Source organism: Dyella ginsengisoli (assembly GCF_044904665.1).
Classification (GTDB): Bacteria; Pseudomonadota; Gammaproteobacteria; order Xanthomonadales; family Rhodanobacteraceae; genus Dyella_A; species Dyella_A ginsengisoli.
In genome coordinates this window covers 349,951-368,954 of record NZ_JADIKM010000006.1, presented here as the reverse complement: position 1 = coordinate 368,954, position 19,004 = coordinate 349,951, and the positions used below count along the sequence as shown (strand labels likewise).

11 protein-coding genes are annotated in these 19,004 nt (G+C 69.8%); 5 read left to right on the top strand and 6 right to left on the bottom strand.

What is annotated here, in order from left to right:
• Positions 1-110: 110 nt before the first annotated feature.
• The 5 genes from ISP17_RS18895 to glk all read right to left on the bottom strand — a co-directional run bounded on the left by ISP17_RS18895 (position 111) and on the right by glk (position 9,828).
• Complete coding sequence (locus tag ISP17_RS18895; protein WP_404635990.1) at positions 111-1,871, bottom strand: alkaline phosphatase; 1,761 nt, start codon at positions 1,869-1,871, stop codon at positions 111-113.
• A gap of 231 nt (positions 1,872-2,102) precedes the next feature.
• Positions 2,103-3,191 carry an acyltransferase family protein gene (locus ISP17_RS18890; RefSeq protein WP_404635988.1) on the bottom strand — a complete coding sequence of 363 codons (1,089 nt, stop codon included), beginning with the start codon at positions 3,189-3,191 and terminating at the stop codon, positions 2,103-2,105.
• 205 nt (positions 3,192-3,396) lie between these two features.
• Entirely contained in the window at positions 3,397-5,748 is a 2,352-nt protein-coding gene (locus ISP17_RS18885) for a beta-N-acetylhexosaminidase (protein WP_404635986.1), read from the bottom strand.
• Between the two features lie 163 nt (positions 5,749-5,911).
• On the bottom strand, positions 5,912-8,647 hold the full coding sequence (locus tag ISP17_RS18880; RefSeq protein ID WP_404635984.1) for a TonB-dependent receptor: 2,736 nt from the start codon (positions 8,645-8,647) through the stop codon (positions 5,912-5,914).
• A gap of 146 nt (positions 8,648-8,793) precedes the next feature.
• Positions 8,794-9,828: a glucokinase gene (glk, locus tag ISP17_RS18875; RefSeq protein WP_404635982.1), complete on the bottom strand. Its 1,035-nt coding sequence runs from the start codon at positions 9,826-9,828 to the stop codon at positions 8,794-8,796.
• A 463-nt stretch (positions 9,829-10,291) separates the two neighbouring features.
• Here glk and ISP17_RS18870 point away from each other — a divergent pair, with 463 nt between their 5' ends.
• The 5 genes from ISP17_RS18870 (at position 10,292) to ISP17_RS18850 (ending at position 17,127) form a co-directional block, all read left to right on the top strand.
• Positions 10,292-11,551, top strand: coding sequence for a sugar MFS transporter (locus ISP17_RS18870; protein WP_404636066.1), 1,260 nt, complete (start codon positions 10,292-10,294; stop codon positions 11,549-11,551).
• Positions 11,552-11,645: 94 nt separating this feature from the next.
• Positions 11,646-12,707, top strand: a complete 1,062-nt coding sequence (locus ISP17_RS18865; RefSeq protein WP_404635980.1) for a LacI family DNA-binding transcriptional regulator — start codon at positions 11,646-11,648, stop codon at positions 12,705-12,707.
• 121 nt (positions 12,708-12,828) lie between these two features.
• On the top strand, positions 12,829-13,863 hold the full coding sequence (locus ISP17_RS18860) for an SIS domain-containing protein (protein WP_404635978.1): 1,035 nt from the start codon (positions 12,829-12,831) through the stop codon (positions 13,861-13,863).
• Positions 13,863-15,017: an N-acetylglucosamine-6-phosphate deacetylase gene (gene nagA, locus ISP17_RS18855; RefSeq protein ID WP_404635976.1), complete on the top strand. Its 1,155-nt coding sequence runs from the start codon at positions 13,863-13,865 to the stop codon at positions 15,015-15,017. Before ISP17_RS18860 ends, nagA begins: the two co-directional genes overlap by 1 nt.
• 136 nt (positions 15,018-15,153) lie before the next feature.
• The gene (locus ISP17_RS18850; protein WP_404635974.1) at positions 15,154-17,127 is read left to right on the top strand and encodes an alkaline phosphatase family protein; all 1,974 of its coding nucleotides are present in this window, start codon (positions 15,154-15,156) and stop codon (positions 17,125-17,127) included.
• 27 nt (positions 17,128-17,154) lie between these two features.
• Here ISP17_RS18850 and ISP17_RS18845 read toward each other — a convergent pair whose 3' ends face one another.
• On the bottom strand, positions 17,155-18,894 hold the full coding sequence (locus ISP17_RS18845; protein WP_404635972.1) for a sulfatase-like hydrolase/transferase: 1,740 nt from the start codon (positions 18,892-18,894) through the stop codon (positions 17,155-17,157).
• Between the last annotated feature and the right edge of the window lie 110 nt (positions 18,895-19,004).

The window sequence follows — 19,004 nt, the reverse complement described above, 5'->3', positions numbered from 1 at the left end:
TTTTACGGATCGGTGGTTGCAGGGGGATGGCAACGGCGCTCCTCATCACGCGCCGGCCGTACCCTCACCCCACCCCTCTCCCGGCGGGAGAGGGGCTTTATCCATGTGCTTTACCTGCCCTGCTGTTCCTGCTGCAGCCAGCGCGAATACAGCGGGCGCTCGACCGGCACGCCGGCGGCGTTGCAGCTGCCGAGCTGGCACAACTCGGTGCGCAGGCGCGGCGTGTGCTGCACGATGATGTGGAAGATCGCGTTCTGCTCCAGCTCGCCGTGGAAGGCCGCGGCACCGGGGCCGTTGGCGAAGATCGCCACGTCTTCGCCGCCGTGCGTCTCGGCCTTCAGCGGCACGGTGGCTTCCTGCAGGTAATCGGGATCGGTGGTGTCCACGTCGGTGAGGTTGGGGCGTCCCTGCGTGGCGGGGCTGATGTGGTTGGGCGCGTGCGGGTAGTGCTTGGGGCCTTCGCTCTGGCGATCGCTGGCGCCGGTGTAGCCGGGGCCGCTGGCGAAGCCGAGCGTGGTGTACGGCAGGCCGGTGGCGTCGGGTGCGTTGCCGGGCGTGCTGCCCTCGTCGTAGCTGCTGGTGTGGCCCTGCACCTTGCCCAGGATGGGGTTGCCGCGACGCGGGTAGCCGGCGAAGGTCATCGTGTGGCTGTGGTCGGCGGTGACCACGATCAGCGTGTCGGCCGGATCGGTGGCCGCCTGCGCGGCCTTGACCGCCTCGGCGAAGGCGATGGTTTCGTCCAGCGCGCGGAACGCGTTGCCCGCATGCAGGGCGTGGTCGATGCGCCCGCCTTCGACCATCAGGAAGAAACCGTTCGGGTTCTGCCTGAGCACGGTGATGGCGGCGGTCGTCATCTGCGCCAGGCTGGGCTCGCCGGCGGCGTCGTGGAGACGCTCGTGCTCGTAGTGCATGTGCGAGGGCTCGAACAGGCCCAGCAGCTGCGGCGTGTGCGCGAGATCCAGCGCGTCGAGCTGGTGCTGGTTCCATACGTAGCGGCCCTGCGGATGTCGGGCCGTCCATTCGGCAACGAGATTGCGGCCATCGAGGCGGCGGCCCACCGCGGTGGCGTGTTCCGGATCGGCCGCGCCCGCCGGCAGGAACTCGGTGCGTCCGCCACCCATCGCCACGGTGAGTCCGCCGCCGGGGAAGTCGACCAGCTGCGCGGCGAAATCCTTGCAGCCTTGCGCCTTAGCTTCCGGCGTGAGCTCGGCATCGACTTCCCAATTGCGCTCGGGCAGATGGCCGTAGGTGGCCGCGGGCGTGGCGTGGGTGATGCGCGTGGTGGTCACCGCACCGGTGCTCATGCCCGCCGCGGCGGCCAGTTCCAGCGTGGTCACCAGCTCCTGGCCGCGACTGCCGGCGCAGTCGTCGCGCCGCGGTACCTGCGACACCCCGATGTAGCCGGCGCGAGTCTTCACGCCGGTCATGATGGCGGTCATGGTGCCGGCCGAGTCGGGCGTCTGCTGGTCGGTCTCATAGGTGCGGCTGAGCGCGCTGAAGGGAAACTGTTCGAAGCTCAGCCGGTAGCTCTCGCCGTCCACTCCCGCACGCTGGCCGGCCAGGATGTGCGCCGCCGCGATGGTCGGCAGGCTCATGCCGTCGCCGAGGAAGACGATGACGTTCTTCGCACGCTGGCCGCCGGCCTGCGCCTGTGCCGATGCGGCCGCCGCCTGCGCCGCGCCGGCACGGAACCACCAGGCGGGTGTTTCGCCGGACGGGCGCGCGATCGCCGGCACGCTGATGGCGGCCGCGGTGGCGGCGCCCCGGTCGGCAGCGGCGGGCGCAGTGGCGACGCCGGCGCAGCCGGCCAGCAGCGCGGCGCAGCCGGCAGAGCACAGTGCGCGGCGCAGCGCGGACGGCAATCGGTTCATCGTCGACTCCTCGGGGACAGGCAGGGGCGTCGATGATAACGAGCGCCCGCCGCAGCGACCGCGCGGGCCAGGAGCGTGGGCCGTAGAAACGTTCGCGGCGAGAAGTCCTCTGTGCGAGGACAGTTTTTCGGCGGTTTGCCGGCCCATGGTGGTTCCATGGGCCAAAAAGCGACGGAAAAATGGACCGCGCAGAGGGGTTTGCAGTCCGAATGGCTTCTACGGCCCACGCTCCTAGAGTTTCAGATGGATCCCGCGCCGGTCCATCGCCCACACGATGAACCACCACAGCGCGACGAAGGCGATCGCCCACGCCAGCGACGCCACGTACGGCCCGGCCACGGGGGTGAGCCAGCGCGCCAGGCCCTCGGTGTAGAGCACCTGTTGTGCGCCCGAGGCCGGCAGCAGGATCTGCATCAGCTCCGAGCCGGCGTACGCTGCGATGGCGTTGACGCCGAAGCGGCGACCGATCGGAGGCCAGCCGCGGTGGTCGACGGCGACATGGCACCACGCCAGGGCGAGCATCGCCCAGCCGCCGGTCCACAGTACAAACGAAGGCGTCCACAGGTTCTTGTTGAACGGCAACACCAGCGACCACGCCGCGCCTGCTGCCAGCAGCACGAGGCCCGCCGGCCACAGCCAGCGCGCGCGTCCAGCGCGCAGGCAGCGCCCGGCGAACAGGCCGAGCAGCGTGGTGGCCAGCGACGGCAGCGTGCCGAGCAAGCCCTCCGGATCGTGGCCGCGGCCGGTGAGCGGATCGATCTGGTAGACGAAGCGGCCGAACAGCGCGCTGTCGCTGCGGCTGACCAGGTTGTCCCACGGCGCCAGCGTGCCGCCCAGATGCAGCAGCCATGCGTAGCCGGCGAGGATCGCCACGATCGTCGCGCCCTGGGTTCGCGGCCGCGTGTACAGCGCGAACGACGCGGCCAGCGCAAAGCACAGCGCGATCCGCTGCAGCACTCCCGGCAGGCGCAGGTGCGCGCCGGGCATCAGCCACGCGGCGAGGACATTGATCGCCAGGCCAAGCGCGAGGATGCGCAGCGCCCGCAGCGACGCACCGCGCAGCAGCGGTGCGCGCGCGTCGCCACGTTCAAGCTTCGGACCGAAGGCAAGCGCGATCGAGACGCCAACGACGAACAGGAAGAACGGGAAGATCAGGTCGGTCGGCGTGCAGCCGTGCCACTGCGCGTGCTCCAGCGGCCAGTACACGTGATCCCAGTCGCCCGGGTCGTTGACCAGCAGCATGGCGGCCACGGTGATGCCGCGCAGGGCGTCGACGGAGGCGAAGCGTGGGCCGGATGGATGGCAGGTGGATTCAGGCATGGCTCGGATGTTTGTCGCGCGCCGGATCTCAGGAGCCGAAGTCACTGGATTCCGGCTTTCGCCGGAATGACGGTGAGGCGGTTCGTGCTGCATCGGATTGCCCAGCCACCTCGAACTCTCCAAGTCGTCATTCCGGCGAAAGCCGGAATCCAGCGTCTTTTGCGCGATCGCCCATCCGAACAACTGCCCGTTCGCCCGACCAGCCTCACTTCCCGCCCTCCCCCAACTCCACCCGGTCAAACGCATGCAGCGGACCGTCGGTGGGCGCGGTGATGACGAAGCAGAGGTCGTGCTTGCCGGCGGGCGGCGCAATGGAAGAGTCGAAGTGCAACGCGCGCGGCGAGTGCGCCGGATCGGGCAGCGGCCAGCTGGCCAGCACCTTGCCGTCACAGCCGTCGACGTGTGCCACCAGCTCGCCGAACGGCGTGGCGTGCGGGTGCTGCACGACGAGGCTGGCCTCGTGCGCCAGGGCGTAGTTGTTGGGCAGGCGCTGCAGTGTCACGCGCAACGCGGTGATGCCATCGAGCGGTGCGGCCGGCCACTGCTGGCAGCTGTTGAACAGCGGCACGGTGTAGACCGGCGCCAGCGTGGTGGCATCCGCCTCGGGCTGCACGCGCAGGCGGAACGCGCTCCCGGGGCAGTTGAGGAGCGCGTTGCCCGAGCGCGTAAGCAGTGCGCGGCGATCGATCACCCGCGTGCGCGGCGCGGCGAGCTCAATGCCGTCGGGCGCGAACGCCGTTGCACGGATCGTAGCCGGCAGCATCACCTCGAACGGAGCCACATAACGCCGTGCAGTCGCGCCGGGCTCGCTACCGTCCAGTGTGTAGCGCAGCGTGCCGAAGCGCGCCTGGTTGGCGAGCGTGATCACGGCGCGACCGCTGGCCAGCGCGGCCTCGGCATCGAGGTCAATCGACGGCGCGAACGCGCTGTCGGCATAGCCGATGCCGGCGGCGCGATAGCGCGCCAGCTGCACCGGCAGGCGGGCGAGGAAATCAGGCCAGTCGCGCCGCGCGACGGGCGTCCAGGTCACCTCGGCCAGCGCGTCGAGGCGCGGGAACACCGCATGCTCGATGTGCGCGAAGCTCGGCATGTGCTCGGTCCACACATTCGCCTGCGCGCCCAGCACGTGGCTGGCCTGCGCGGCATCGAGCTGTTTAGGCACCGGCTCGAAGGCGTAGATGTCGGCCAGCGACTTCACCGGGATGCGGCCCGTGGTCTCGTCGGCGCGATCGCTCTGCAGCTGGTCGAAGTACAGATCGGGCGCCGGCGACAGCACCACGTCGTGCCCCTTCTGCGCGGCAGCCACGGCGCCTTTGTTGCCGCGCCAGGACATCACCGCGGCATTGCCCGGCACCCCGCCGTCGAGGATCTCGTCCCAGCCGATCATGCGGCGCCCGTGCGCGGCGAGGTAGCTGCCCAGCTGGTCCATGAACCAGCTTTGCAGCGCGTCGTCGCTGGCCAGCCCCAGGCGCCTGCGCTGCGCCTGCACGGCGGGCGAGGCCTGCCACTGATCCTTCACCGCCTCGTCGCCGCCGAGGTGGATGAAGCGCGAGGGGAACAGCGCCATCACCTCGTCCAGCACGTGCTGCATGAAGCGCACGGTGGCGGGACTGGGGTTGTACAGCGTGGTGTTGACGCCCCAGTCCGGCGACACGGCGATGCGCTTGCCGGTGACGCCGAGCCGCGGGTACGCCGCCACCGCCGCGGTGGCGTGGCCGGGCAGGTCGATCTCCGGCACCACGGTGATGTGCCGCGCGGCGGCGTAGGCGACGATCTCGCGGATCTGCTGCTGGGTGTAGAAGCCGCCGTAGCGCTTCGGCTCGCCGTCGCGGCCGGCGTCGGGCGGCACGCGCCACGCCCCGACGCGGGTGAGCGCGGGGTAGCGCTTGATCTGGATGCGCCAGCCCTGGTCGTCGGTAAGGTGCCAGTGCAGCACGTTGAGCTTGTGCTCGGCCATCTGCTCGATCAGCGCGCGGATCTCCTCCGGCGTCTGCAGGTGGCGTGCGGAGTCCAGCATGAGTCCGCGCCAGGCGAAACGCGGCGCGTCGTCGATGGTGAGCGCGGGTAGCGGCGCGCCGGCCGGCACGGCGGTGAGCAGCTGCCACAGCGTCACCGCGCCATAGAACAGGCCGGCGTCGGTGCGCGCGCGGATCTGCACGCCGTCGGGTGCGACGGAGAGGCGGTACGCCTCGTCGCCGACGATGGAAGCATCGCGCACGAAGCGCACGGCGGGTGACGGCGTTGCCGGTGCAGACGGTGCGAGCGGCAACACCAGCGCGCGACTGCGCTGCGCGGCATCGGCCAGCCAGCGGGCGGCGGCGACGGCGCCGCGGTCACCTGCGGCAGCCACCAGCGGCACGCCGTCGCGCAGCGGAAACTGGCCCGGTGCACGGACCAGCCGCGCGACCTGGGGAATCAGCGAAAGCGGCGCTTCGGCGGCCGGCGATGCCGGGGCGTCGGGCACGGCACGCGGCGCCGGGGCGATGGCGCAGGCGGCCAGTACCAATGCGATGCCGGCGAGCAGGGCGAGGCGATGCAGCAGCGGGCGACGCGTCATGCAGGTCTCCTTGGCGGGTGGTGGCCGCATCGATTCGCGATGCTGCCACGCCCACCAAAAAAACGGGCCCGAACGTCGGACCCGCGGGGAGGAAAAGGGGTGGCCGTCCGTGGCCGGGTGCCGGCCGCGCCGCCGGGGTCGAGGCGGCGGCGCGACGGGCGCGTCAGAGCTTGAAGCGCAGGTTGAGGTAGTACTGGCGACCGTTGACGTAGAACGCGTACGGCTGCTTTCCGTAGGCGGCGTTCTGCGTGTAGTACTTCAGCTTGGGGTTGTTGAGGTTCATGCCGTCCAGCGACAGCGCGATGTGGTCGTTGATCTGGTAGCCCAGCGATACCGCGAGGTTGCCGATGCCCTGCTGGAAGAACGTGTCGGTGCGGCTCACGCCCGCATAGAACGCCGAGCGGTAGGTGTAGCTGACACGCGCGTTGAACTGCTTGTTCTCGAAGTAGCCCGACACGTTGTAGGTGTTCTTCGAGGTGCCCTGCAGCGGCTTGTCGCCGGAGGCGTGGCCGTCAGCGTAGGTGTAGTTGGCCTGCACGCCGAAGTTGTCGCCGATCGGCTGGATGTAGTTCAGCTCGACGCCGCGCACCTGGCCATTGACGTTGGTCGGCACACTGATCAGGTAGTCGGAGTAGACGTCCTGGCCGGCGTTCTGGGTGGCCTGCAGATCCTTGAAGGTGCGCACCTCGTTGCCGAAGTTGACGTAGTCCTTCAGGTTCATTGCGTACACGCTGGCCGAGAGCAGGCCGCGCGGGGCGAAGTACCACTCCACCGCGGCGTCGAAGTTGGTGGAGATCAGCGGCTTGAGCTTGGGGTTGCCGCCGCTGCCGGTGTGGGTGAGGTCGTCGGCGGAGACCGAGCCGGCCAGCGCAGAGTAGTCCGGACGGGTCATCGTCTGCGAGGCGGCGAAACGCGCCACCCACTGGTCGTTGATGTCGAACTTGAGGTTGGCGCTGGGCAGGAACTTGCCGTAGTCGTGCTTGTAGACGTTCCAGTAGTAGTCGCCGAACGCCGAGCCGGTGATCGGGCCGGTGACGGAGCTGGCCTCGGCATCGGGCGCGGTGCTGGTGTAGCCGATGGTCTCCTTGGTCTGCACGTAGCGCACGCCCACGTTGCCGCTGGCGATGCCGGACTGGAAGTTCAGCTGCACGTAGGCCGCCGAGTCCTTCTCCTGCACCTTGTAGATGTCGTTGAAGTAGAAGCGGCTGACCGGATCGCGGTTGGCGAACTGCGCGTCGATCTGCGCCAGCTGGCCCGGCGTGTAGTACCAGATGTTGCCGGGGAAGCTGCCGCCCAGCGAGCTGCCGAAATCGCTCGGGTAGTTCTGGTGGCCGGTCGGATACGCCGCCGGGTTCTGCCAGTCGGACGCCCAGTTCGGACCCTGCGCCACCTCGAACGGATTGCTGCGCTCGTGCTTGGCGTAGCGGGCGCCGAACTGCAGCGAGGTGAGCGCGCCGTCGTCGAAATCGAGCTCGCCGTCGAACTGCGCCCAGTCCTCCTTGTCCTTCACCTTGATGCCCTGGCCGCCGAAGATCCAGCCGGCCTGCGGCAGGATGCCCGAGGGCGAGCTGTTGTCGCCGCCCAGCGTCCAGTTGGTCGGCTTGCCGATGCCGTTCATGCCCCAGCTGGCGCCCGCGCCGGCACCCACGCCCAGCTCGATCACGTCCTGCGTGGGGCTGGCGCCGCTGCCGCGGGTGGTGCCGATCTGGCCCTTGATGTCCAGGTGATCGGTGACGCGCCAGTCGGCGTCCAGCGTGAGGTACTTCGATTCGGACGACGCGCCGGGACGGGAGATCTGGTCGTACACGCCGTACGGCGTGGTGCTGCCGGCGACCGGGGCGAACACCGCGTTGGTCAGCACATTGTTGCTGACCGTGTAACCCGGCTGCAGGCCCGCACCCGAGGGCACGAACTGGCTGGCCCACATCAGATAGTTGCGGTTGTAGTTGTCGGCCTTGAGCTTGGAGTAGAAGCCGCTCAGGTCCAGCGTGAGGTTGTCGGTGGGCTTGATCTCGAAGTCGATCACGCCGCCCTTGCGCTCGCGCTGCTGGGTGAACAGCGCGGCACCGGTGAGGTTCGGGTAGTACACGCCGGCGAGGTCCGGATGGGCGACGGCGATCGGATCGTTGGCGCCGATCTGGCTGTAGCCGCCCACGATCTCCTGGCCGTTGCGCTGCAGCTCGCGCTTCTCGTAGAACGCCTGCACCAGCACGCCGGCGGTGTTGGCATCATTCTTCCAGTTGAACAGGCCGCTGAACTGCGGCTTGGTGGTGCCGGGCAGGTCGGAGTAGACGCCACCGATGGACGCCTCGGCGGTGTACGGCTTGGCGAATTCCAGCGGCTTGCGGGTGATGATGTCCACCGAGCCGGCGCTGCCGCCCTCGACCAGATGCGCCTCCGACGCCTTGTGCACCACCACCTGGCTGACGATCTCCGACGGCAGCAGGCTGTAGCTCACGCTGCGGCCGACGGTCTGCACCTGGCTCAGCACGAACCAGTCGCCGGTGCCCACGGTGTGGCCGTTGACCAGGGTCTGGGTGAGGCTGGGGTTGGTGCCGCGCAGGCTCACGCGGTCGCTCTCGTCGAAGCCGCCCTCGCTGGCGCTGGACGAGCTGATGTTGACGCCGGGCAGGCGCTGCAGCGTGTCGGCCACGTTCTTGGCCGGCAGCTTGCCGATGTCCTCGGCGGTGACGATCTCCACGTGCGAGGCGGCGTCCTTCTTCAGCGCCAGCGACTCGGCCTCGCTGTCGCGGATGCCGGTGACGGTGATCGCGGCCAGCTCCTTGGCCTTGTCCTTGCGCGGTGCGGTGTTCTGGTTGGCATCCTGTGCCTGCAGCGTGCCGGCAAGGCACAAGCTGGCGACGATGCTCGCGGCTAACAGCGTTTTGCGATGTGACATGGTGTCCTCCCCTCAGAGCCGGATCGGCAACGGTTGTTGTGTGTGGAGCTGCCGTGGCCGGTGTAGTTGCTGGGCGATTGCCCGGTGGTGTGGAACGTCGATTGCTTGGTGGTCGCGTTACAAAAGCCGTGGGTTGTCGTGGCCGCTCAGCGCAGTTCCGCGGAATGGCCGTCCAGGTACAGACCGGCAGCGCCGATCACGCCGTGCTGGCCGTGCTCCATCAGGCGCACCGGAACCTGCTGCAGGTAGGCGTGCATCACGCCCTTGTTGAAGAAGCGCGCGGCGAACGTGCTGGCCAGCAGCAGCTCGCGGATCTGCGGCAGGATGCCGCCGGCGAGGAACACCCCGCTGCGCGCGCCGTACAGCAGCACCAGGTCGCCGACGAAGCTGCCCAGCAGGCCGCAGAACATGTCCACCGCCTCCACCGCCGCCGCATCGGAACCAGTCAGTGCGCTGCGCGTGACTTCAGCCGGCAGCGTGAGCGCGGGCGCGACGCCGCGCAGTTCGCACAGCGCGCGATACAGGTTGATCAGGCCCGGACCGGACAGCGCATGCTCGAACGAGACGTGCGAGCGCTCGCGCGCCAGGATGCGCAGCACCGCGATCTCGCGCTCGTTGCCCGGCGCCAGCGCGATCTGCCCGGCCTCGGTGGCCAGCACGCTGGGTCCGTGCGCGCCGGGCAGCAGCACCGCCGAGCCCAGGCCGGTGCCTGGCCCCATCACCAGCACCGGACCGGGCGCCGCCGGCGCGGTGTTGTCGATCACGCCCAGCGTGTCGGCGCGGGTGAGGAACTGGGTGGCGTAGGCCACCGCCTCGAAATCGTTGATCACCGCGAGCTGGGCGAGCCCCAACCGCTCGCGGATCTCGCGGATCGACACCGGCCAGGGCAGGTTGTCGTTGACGATGGCGTCGCCCAGCACGTAGCCGGCGCTGGCGACGGCGCAGCGTTCGATCGGCGCGGTGGGCGCCACGTGCGCCACGAAATCCTCCAGCACCGCGGTGAGGCTCGGCCACTCGGCGCAGGCGTAGCGCTGGTAGGCGTGCACGCTTACCGGCTGCGCGGCGTCCGCGTCACGGCTGACCAGCCCGATGCGCGCATGGGTGCCGCCGACGTCGGCGGCCAGAAACGGCCGCGCGGCCGCCGCACTCGCCACTGCGCTGTGTCCCGCCACTTCCGCCACGCCGTATTCCCCCTTTCCCGATGGTCCTGCGCCAGTGCTCGGCGAAGACACGCATGGCCGGAGTGTGTGCAAGGCATGACAACGTTGTCAACCATTTCCGTGGCAGGGCCTGAAACGGACGCTTTCGCGCCGCAACAGGCGCGCATGAATGAAGGTCGGGCGCACCTCATGAGCAAGGCGAAAGGACCCGCCACTGCGCGGATCATGGCCACTTCAAGGCTTCAGAAAAGCCGTGTCGCGGTGCACCAGCGGCGGCGCGCACCGACACCTCCGCCAGCCGCCACGACGACACGCTGCGGGACGGCGCGCGGGACATTCCGATTGACAACGTTATGCCTGCACGTCCATAAAGCCGACTTCGGGGAGGGTGGTCGCCGAGCGCGATCCACCCGCATCGCATCACTGTCCGCAGACCGGTTCGGGGGAGTTCCGCATGTCGTCCACCACGCTCGACGCATCGCCCATGACGGGCCGCTCCACCCTCGGGCCGATGATCATGATCGGCGTGCTGTTCTTCATCTTCGGCTTCGTGACCTGGCTCAACGGACCGCTGATCGCCTTCGTCAAACTGGCCTTCCAGGTGCCGGACGCCTACGCGTTCCTGGTGCCGTTCGCGTTCTACATCTCCTACCTGGTGTTTTCGCTGCCGGCATCCGCACTGCTCAGGCGCACCGGCATGAAGAAGGGCATGGCGCTGGGGCTGTTCGCAATGGCGGTGGGCGCGGTGCTGTTCAGCCAGTTCGTCAGCCTGCGCGTGTTTGCCGGGGCGCTGGTCGGGCTGTTCGTGATCGGCGCCGGACTGTCGCTGCTGCAGACGGCGTCCAACCCGTACATCGCCATCCTCGGCCCGATCGAGAGCGGCGCGCAGCGGATCGCCTTCATGGGCATCTGCAACAAGCTTGCCGGCGTGCTGGCCCCGCTGACGTTCAGCGCGCTGGTGCTCAAGGGCATCGACAAGATCGACCAGCAGGTGCGCGATGCGGCCACGCCCGAGGCGCGCACGGGCCTGCTCGATGCGTTCGCGGCCAAGGTGCACCTGCCCTACCTGGTGATGGCCGGCCTGCTGGTGCTGCTGGCGGTGTGGGTGGTGCGCTCGTCGCTGCCGGAGATCAAGCCGTCCGGTGCGAACAGCGAGGCGGCGGTGGGCCACGCGGACGGCAGCATCTTCAGCTTCCCGCATCTGTGGCTGGGCGTGCTGTGTCTGTTCCTCTACGTCGGTGTGGAGGTGATGGCGGGCGACGCGATCGGCACCTACGGCGCCGGCTTCCATCTGCCGCTGGAATGGACCAGCCGCTTCACCGCGCTGACCCTCGGCGCGATGCTGGTGGGTTACGTGGCCGGGCTGCTGCTGATCCCGCGCGTGTTCACCCAGCAGCGCTACCTGGCGATATCGGCAGTGCTCGGCGTGCTGTTCAGCGCGGGCGCGTACGCCACCAGCGGCTACCTCTCGGTGGGCTTCGTCGCCGCGCTGGGCTTTGCCAACGCGATGATGTGGCCGGCGATCTTCCCGCTGGCGATCAAGGGGCTGGGACGCCATACCGAGGCCGGCTCGGCGCTGCTGATCATGGCCATCGCCGGCGGTGCGGTGGTGCCGCAGCTGTTCGCGCACCTCAAGCAGCACTTCGATTTCCAGGCGGTGTTCGCGCTGCTGATGGTGCCCTGCTACCTCTACATCCTGTTCTACGGCGTGCGCGGCCACCGCGTGGGCCTGCGGGCGGGCTGACCCGCCGGCATGCGGCCAAAGTCCAAGCCTGTCGCCGCCATCTGCCGGTCCGGGTGGGCTACGATGCGTCGCCCATCCGAAGGAGTGCCCTGCGTTGCGTCATGCCACCATCAAGGACGTCGCCAAGCGAGCCGGTGTCTCGCTGAAGACCGTCTCGCGGGTGATCAACCAGGAAGCGTCCGTCCGCGCGGACACGCGGCAGAAGGTGGAGCGCGCGGTCGAGGCGCTGGGCTACCGGCCCAACCTGTCGGCGCGCAGCCTGCGCGCGGCGCACTCGTACGCGATCGGCCTCGTGTACGACAACCCGAACGCGCACTACGTGATCAGCCTGCAGGAGGGCGTGCTCTCCGCCTGCCGCGAGCGCGGCTTCGGTCTGCAGATCCATCCCTGCGACGCCAGCTCGCCGCACCTGGCCGAGGAGCTGGTGGCGCTGGTCAAGCGCGCGCGGCTGGCCGGGCTGGTGCTGGCGCCGCCGATGTCGGAGCAGCCCGAACTGATCGCCACGCTGAAGGAACACGATGTGCACTTCGTGCGCATCATCGCCTCGCGCGACGACCCGAAGGACGGCTACCCCTGCGTCTACGTGGACGATCGCGACGCGGCCTATGCGATCACCGAGCACCTGATCCAGCTCGGCCACACGCGCATCGGTTTCCTGTGGGGCGAGCCGCACCACCGCTCCAGCCCGGAGCGCTACCAGGGCTACGCCGACGCGCTGAAGGACTACGGCATCGCGCTCAACAAGAAGCTGGTGCTGCCGGGCCGCTACGCCTTCGACGACGGCTTTCGCGGCGCGCGCAAGCTGTTTGCGCTGAAGGAGCCGCCGACCGCGATCTTCGGCAGCAACGACGAGATCGCCGCCGGCGTGCTGGCCGCAGCACGTTCGACCGGGCTCGACGTGCCGTGGGACCTGTCCATTGCCGGCTTCGAGGACAACCCGTTCTCCAAGCAGGCCTGGCCGGCGCTGACCACCGCGCGCCAGTCCACCCGCGAAATCGCCCGGCACGCCGCGCTGCGCCTGATGGCCGAGCTGCAGCACGCCGAGAGCGACGACGACAGCCCGCCCCCGGCGAACGAGGGCTTCGTGCCCGAGCTGGTGGTGCGCGGCTCCACCGCGCCGCCGCGCGGCGCCACGCCGGCCAAGCGCCCCGGCTGACCGCGCGCGTCGCGCAGTTCCGCGACGCGCATCCCCTCCCATCGCTCATGCCACCCGCGACGCCGGCCCCCGGCCTCGCGGTGTGCGCGCTTGCGCCCCGCCCCCACCGACGGACCGTTTCATGAAAGATGCCAGCACCACCCTGATGTACCGCGAGGCCGGCGAGAGCGCCGAGGTGATCGCGCAGCAGTTCGCGCGCAACGCCACGCGCCTGGGCGCACTCGGCGAGCAGCTGCGCGCGAAGCCGCCGCGCTTCATCGTCACCTGTGCGCGCGGCAGCTCCGATCACGCCGCCGCCTACGCCAAGTACGTGTTCGAGACCCAGCTCGGCCTGATCACCGCCTCGGCCTCGCCCTCGGTGTCGTCGATCTACGACGCGCCGCTGGCGCTGGGCGACGCGCTGTTCGTGGCGATCTCGCAGTCGGGCAAGAGCCCGGACCTGCTGCGCGCGGCGCGGGCGGCGAAGGACGCCGGCGCGCGCGTGCTCGCCCTGGTCAACGTGGAGGATTCGCCGCTGGCGGCGATGGCCGACACCTGCATCCCGCTGCACGCCGGCGCGGAAAAAAGCGTGGCGGCCACCAAGAGCTACCTCGCCTCGCTCGCCGCCGTGCTGCAGCTCACCGCCAGCTGGCGCGGCGACGGCGCGCTCGACGCCACGCTGGCCGCGTTGCCGCAGCAGCTGCGCGCAGGCTGGAACGCCGACTGGTCGCCGATGGTGGAAGGCTTCGCCGGCGTGCAGAACCTGTTCGTGGTCGGGCGCGGCTTCGGTTTCGGCGCAGCGCTGGAGGCCGCGCTCAAGCTCAAGGAAACCTGCGGCCTGCACGCCGAGGCGTTCAGCGCGGCCGAGGTGAAGCACGGGCCGATGGCGCTGGTCGGCGCCGGCTTCCCGGTGCTGTTCTTCGCCCAGGACGACGGCACCATGGACAACACCGTGGCCGTCGCGCGCGAATTCCGCGCCCGCGGCGCCCGCGTGCTGCTGGCCGCGCCGGGCGTGAGCGGCGACGACAGCCTGCCGCTGGCCTCGGGCGTGTCGCCGCTCACCGCACCACTGCTGGCGGTGCAGAGTTTCTACAAGGCAGCCAGCGCGCTGTCGCTCGCGCGCGGCTACGATCCGGACGTACCGCCCCACCTGCGCAAGGTCACGGAGACCGTCTGATGTCCGCTTCGCTCACTGCCCTCGTCAACGCTCGTGTGATGGGCGAGCACGGCCTGCGGGAGGGGCTTGCCGTGCTGATCGACGGCGCACGCATCGCCGCCGTCTGTCCGGCCGACGATCCGCGCGTGGCGCAGGCGACCCGGCACGACCTGGGCGGAAAACAGCTGCTGCCCGGCTTCATCGACGTGCAGGTCAACGGCGGCGGCGGGCTGTTGTTCAACGACGCGCCCACGGTGGACACGCTGCGCGGCATCGCCGCCGCGCACCGCCGTTTCGGCACCACCGGGCTGCTGCCCACGCTGATCACCGACACGCGCGAGACCATGCGCCGCGCACTGGACGCGGTGGACGCGGCGATCGAGGCAGGCGTGCCGGGCATCCTGGGCATCCACCTGGAAGGCCCGTTCCTCGCCGGCGCGCGCAAGGGCATCCACGACAGCACGCTGTTCCGTCCGCTGGATGAAGAAGATCTCGCACTGATCAGCGCGCCGCGCCGCGGCAAGGTGATGCTCACGCTGGCCCCCGAATGCGTGCCGCCGGCGACCATCCGCCGCCTCGCCGATGCCGGCGTGCTCGTGGTCGCCGGCCACACCGGCGCCGACTACGCCACCACCCGCGCCGCGCTCGACGCCGGCCTGTGCGGCTTCACTCATCTCTACAACGCGATGACCCCGCTCACCAGCCGCGAGCCCGGCGTGGTCGGCGCCGCGCTGGACGACGCGCACAGCTGGTGCGGACTGATCGTCGACGGCCACCACGTGCATCCGGTGAGCCTGCGCGTGGCGATCGCGGCCAAGGCGCGCGGCAAGTGCGTGCTGGTCACCGATGCGATGCCGCCGGTGGGCTCGGATCGTCCCGACTACACACTCAACGGCCAGACCATCGTGATGAAGGACGGCATCTGCCAGAGCGACGACGGCGTGCTCGCCGGCTCCGCGCTGGACATGGCCACCGGCCTGCGCAATCTCGTGCGGATGGTCGGCATGTCCGTGGAAGAAGCCTCACGCATGGCCAGCGCCTATCCTGCCGACTGGCTGGGCCTCGCCGCCACGCGCGGGCGCATCGACGCCGGGCAGCAGGCCGACCTGGTCGCACTGGACGATGCGTTGCTCGTGCACGACAGCTGGATCGCAGGAAATCACGCCGCGCACTAAAAGGATGCGAAAAATCGCGCGCCTACTGCGGGGCGATCGATTTTTTCGCAACCTCCAAGCCGCGTTGCCACTCAACTGCAAACAACGCGATGCGATGATGCGCGGCTGATTCGTCCGTCTTCCGCGAGGCTCGTGCATGTCCCTGCTCCGTCGTCTGCTGGTCTCCTTCGCCTGCATGGCCGCACTGGCCGGATCGGCGCACGCGGCGGCACCCACGCCGCACCACCGCATCATCGTGTTCGTGTGGGACGGCATGCGGCCGGACGCGATCAGCGCGCAGGACACGCCGAACCTGCTGGCGCTGTCGCAGCGCGGCGTGTTCTTCACCGACAACCACTCGACCTACCCCACCTTCACCATGGCGAACGCGTCGAGTTTCGCCACCGGTGCGTTTCCGGGGCCGATCGGCTTCTACGGCAACAGCTTCTATGCGCCGGGCGGCGAAGGCCTCAACGCCAAGGGCGAGGCGGCGGATTTCCAGGACCCGATCTACACCGAGGATTACGCCGTGCTGCGCGACCTCGACCGCCACGAGGACGGCGCGCTGCTGGAAGTGCCGACCCTGCTCGCCACCGCGCACAAGGCCGGCCTGACCACGGCGGTGATCGGCAAGTCCGGCCCGGCCTTCCTGCAGGATTACAAGCTGCCGAACGTCGGCGGCAACAACGTACTGCTGGATGAGAACACCGTGCTGCCGCTGGCCTTCGCCAAGGAGCTGCAGAGCGCCGGCTACCCGCTTCCGGCGCACACCGCCTACACCTACGAGGCCCGCCAGCTGCAGCTGCGCGAGGACAACGACGTGCCGACCGAAGCCGGCAAGCTGGTCAAGCTCAAGGACGGCGTCACTTCCGACGCCACCGCCGCCGGCGAGACCACGCCCGGCCCAGCCAACGCATGGATGATGAAGGTCTACCTGGACGAGGTGCTGCCGAAGCACCGGCCGGACGTGAGCATCGTGTGGCTGCGCAATCCCGACACCACCCAGCACCAGTACGGTGTGGGCTCGCCGGAGTTCCACCTCGCGCTGCAGGCGCAGGACGCGCTGCTCGGCCAGCTGGAGGCGAAGCTGCGCGAACTGGGCATGACGCAGGACACCAACCTCGTCGTAGTTTCCGACCACGGCCACAGCAACGTCGCCGGCCCCGCCGCGCTGTTTCCGCTGCGCGCGATCAACGACGGCCGCGTGGCGGGCATCGACCGCGACTGGGGCTTTTCGGTGTCCGGCAGCGTGCGCATGGCCGACGACCTCACCCGTGCCGGCTTCCACGCCTACGACGGCGAGGGCTGCATCTACGCTCCGGTGATGAGCGGCATCCGCGCCGACGGCACGCCGCTGCATCCCACCCACTACGACGACGACGGCCGCGTGTGCGGCAAGCCCGGCCCGTACACCACGCCGAGCTATGTGGTGCCCGACGTTTTGCCGAAGGACGCCGTGGTGATCGCGCCGAACGACGGCACCGATTACCTGTACGTACCCACGCACGATGCGGCGGTGGTCAAGCGCGTGGTGCGCTTCCTGCAGTCGCGCGCCGTGGTCAACACGGTGTTCGTGGCCAAACGCTACGGCGCCATCCCCGGCACCCTGCCGGCCGAAGCGGTGCATCTGGACAACGCCCGCCGCGGGCCGGACATCATCATCAGCTACGCGTGGGACGCCAACGCCGTGGTGCAGGGCTTCCCCGGCACCGAGGTCGGCACGGTGTCCACCGAGCGCGGCCAGCACGGCAGTTTCAGCCCGCGCGACGTGCACAACACGCTGATCGCCAGCGGCCCGGATTTCCGCCAGGCCATGCGCGATCCGCTGCCCAGCGGCAACGTGGACGTGGCACCCACGCTGGCCGCGCTGCTGAACCTGCCGCTGCACACCGCGCAGGGCCGCGTGCTGCACGAGGCGCTCACCGGCGCGCTGGCGCGACCGCTGTCGGACTACGCGGTGAAGCCGGCGGCGATCCGCCCCGCGCAGCCGGCGACGGGGCTGAAGACCGTGCGCATCGACGGTGCGCCGCTGCCCGCCACCCGCTACAGCTTTACCGTGCAGCAGAAGCGGCTGTCGTTCGACGGCCGCAGCTGGACCTATTTCGACCAGGCCGCCGCCGACCGCCACTGAGCGCGGCGGCGGGTGATCGGCTGCGCGTCACTGGTAGACGTGCAGCCGGTCGAAGATCCAGGCGTGGTACGAGGCGAGCAGGTCGGGCTGGGCGCAATCGGTGTACAGGCCGTCGCAGCGATCGCGCAGCGTCGTCTCGGCGGCGAAGTAGGGATCGGTCGGCAACCCCGCCGCCTGCAGCACCATGCTGGGCAGGTAGGCGATGTCCAGCAGCGGGTAGGACGGCAGCAGCGGCGGATCGACCAGGTTGCTCTTGAGCATGTAGTAGGTGAGGTAGTCCTGCTTCTCGCGCACGCTCGCCGGCGCGGTGGCCGGCAACGTGCGCGTCAGCTCGCGGATCAGCCCGCTGAAGGCCGGCTGGTGATCGCCGAAGGTCATCAGCACGGTGGGCTGCGGGCGGTGCAGGAAGCGCGCTTCCAGCTCGCGCATGGCCCGGTCCGAGGCCTGCAGCCGCGACAGGTAGGTGTCGAAGTTCAGCGCCGCCTGCTCGGGCAGGCCGTGCAGCAGGCCGCGGTTGTACGGCGGCGGCAGCGACGACAGCGGGTGGATGTCGTGCGGGCCGTGCTGGGCCAGGGTGAGGATCATCATGAACACCGGACGGCCCGGCTGCTTCACGCGCTGGTACACCTTCCACGCCGCGGCGAACATCTGCGCGTCGCTGCTCTTCCAGGCCTGCAGCCCCAGGTCGTTGACGTCGTAGAACTGCTCGAAGCCATAGTCGCGGTAGGCGTTGCGGCCGTTGATGAAGCCGCCGGCGGTGGGATAGATCGCCACCGTCAGGTAGCCCAGCCGCTGCAGCTGCAGCGGCAGCGTGTCGTGCACGCGCGGCGCCAGCACGTAGGGCGCATACATGCCGCCGGGGCCGAAGATGCTCTGCGGCAGGCCGGTCAGCGAGGCGAACTCGCTCACCCAGGTGCCGCCTCCGAAGGTGTGCACGCGCAGCGCGCCGTGGGCGCGGGTGTGCGCGTCGGCGCGGAACATGCCGACGCGGCACGGCGGCAGGTTGCAGGCGGTGAACACCGACGGATCGAAGGTGCTCTCCTCCAGCACCTGCACGATGTCCGGGTAACGGGCGGCCGGCGCTGGCACGGCTGGCGGTGCGCTGCCGGCGGTATGCGCCCAGGCCTGCTCGGCGATCGCATCGCTGGAACGCGGCGGCAGGTGCACGTCGTCGTCTTCCAGGTTGACGAAGAAGTTGGTCAGCTGCGCGGCATCGGACAGCTTCTGCCACGCGTTGCGGTTGTGCACCTGCGCGAACGGGCCATTGGCGGCCAGCGCCAGGTGCAGCGCGAACACCGCCGCGGCGACGCCCAGCGCCCGCGTCGCCAGCGCGCGCGGCCGGCGCTGCATGGCATCCACCGCCGGCTCGCGCCGCCACAGCAGCCACACCGCCAGCGGCAGGCCGATCGCCACGGCCGCGGCGGCGGCCAGCAGCGGCGGGTAGTGCTCCAGCGTCTCGACCAGGCTGGAGCGCACGAAGTAGATGAAATCCGCCGGCATCAGCGAGGAATCGAGGTAGCGCAGCTTGAGCTGGCCCAGCGCCTTGAGCAGCACGAAGCCGGCGCCGGTCAGCACCAGCGCCAGCGCGGGTCGCGCCGTGAGGCACACGGCCACGCCGAGGCTGCACAGCATCACCACCAGCACGAACAGCTGCTGGCCCGGCGCCGGCTCCTGCCAGGCGGTGAATCCCACGCAGGCGGCAAACCAGGCGGCCGCCAGCCACCGGCCAGCCCGCAGGCGTGCCGTGCGGGACGAGAGTGCATTCATCGAGGCGGCCCCTGTGCGGATCGAGGTGATCCGGCGCGAATCTTACGGTGCGATGACAGCTCCGGTGAGTGCCGCACGTTTGGTCGTTGTCGGCCATTAGGGAAGCGATC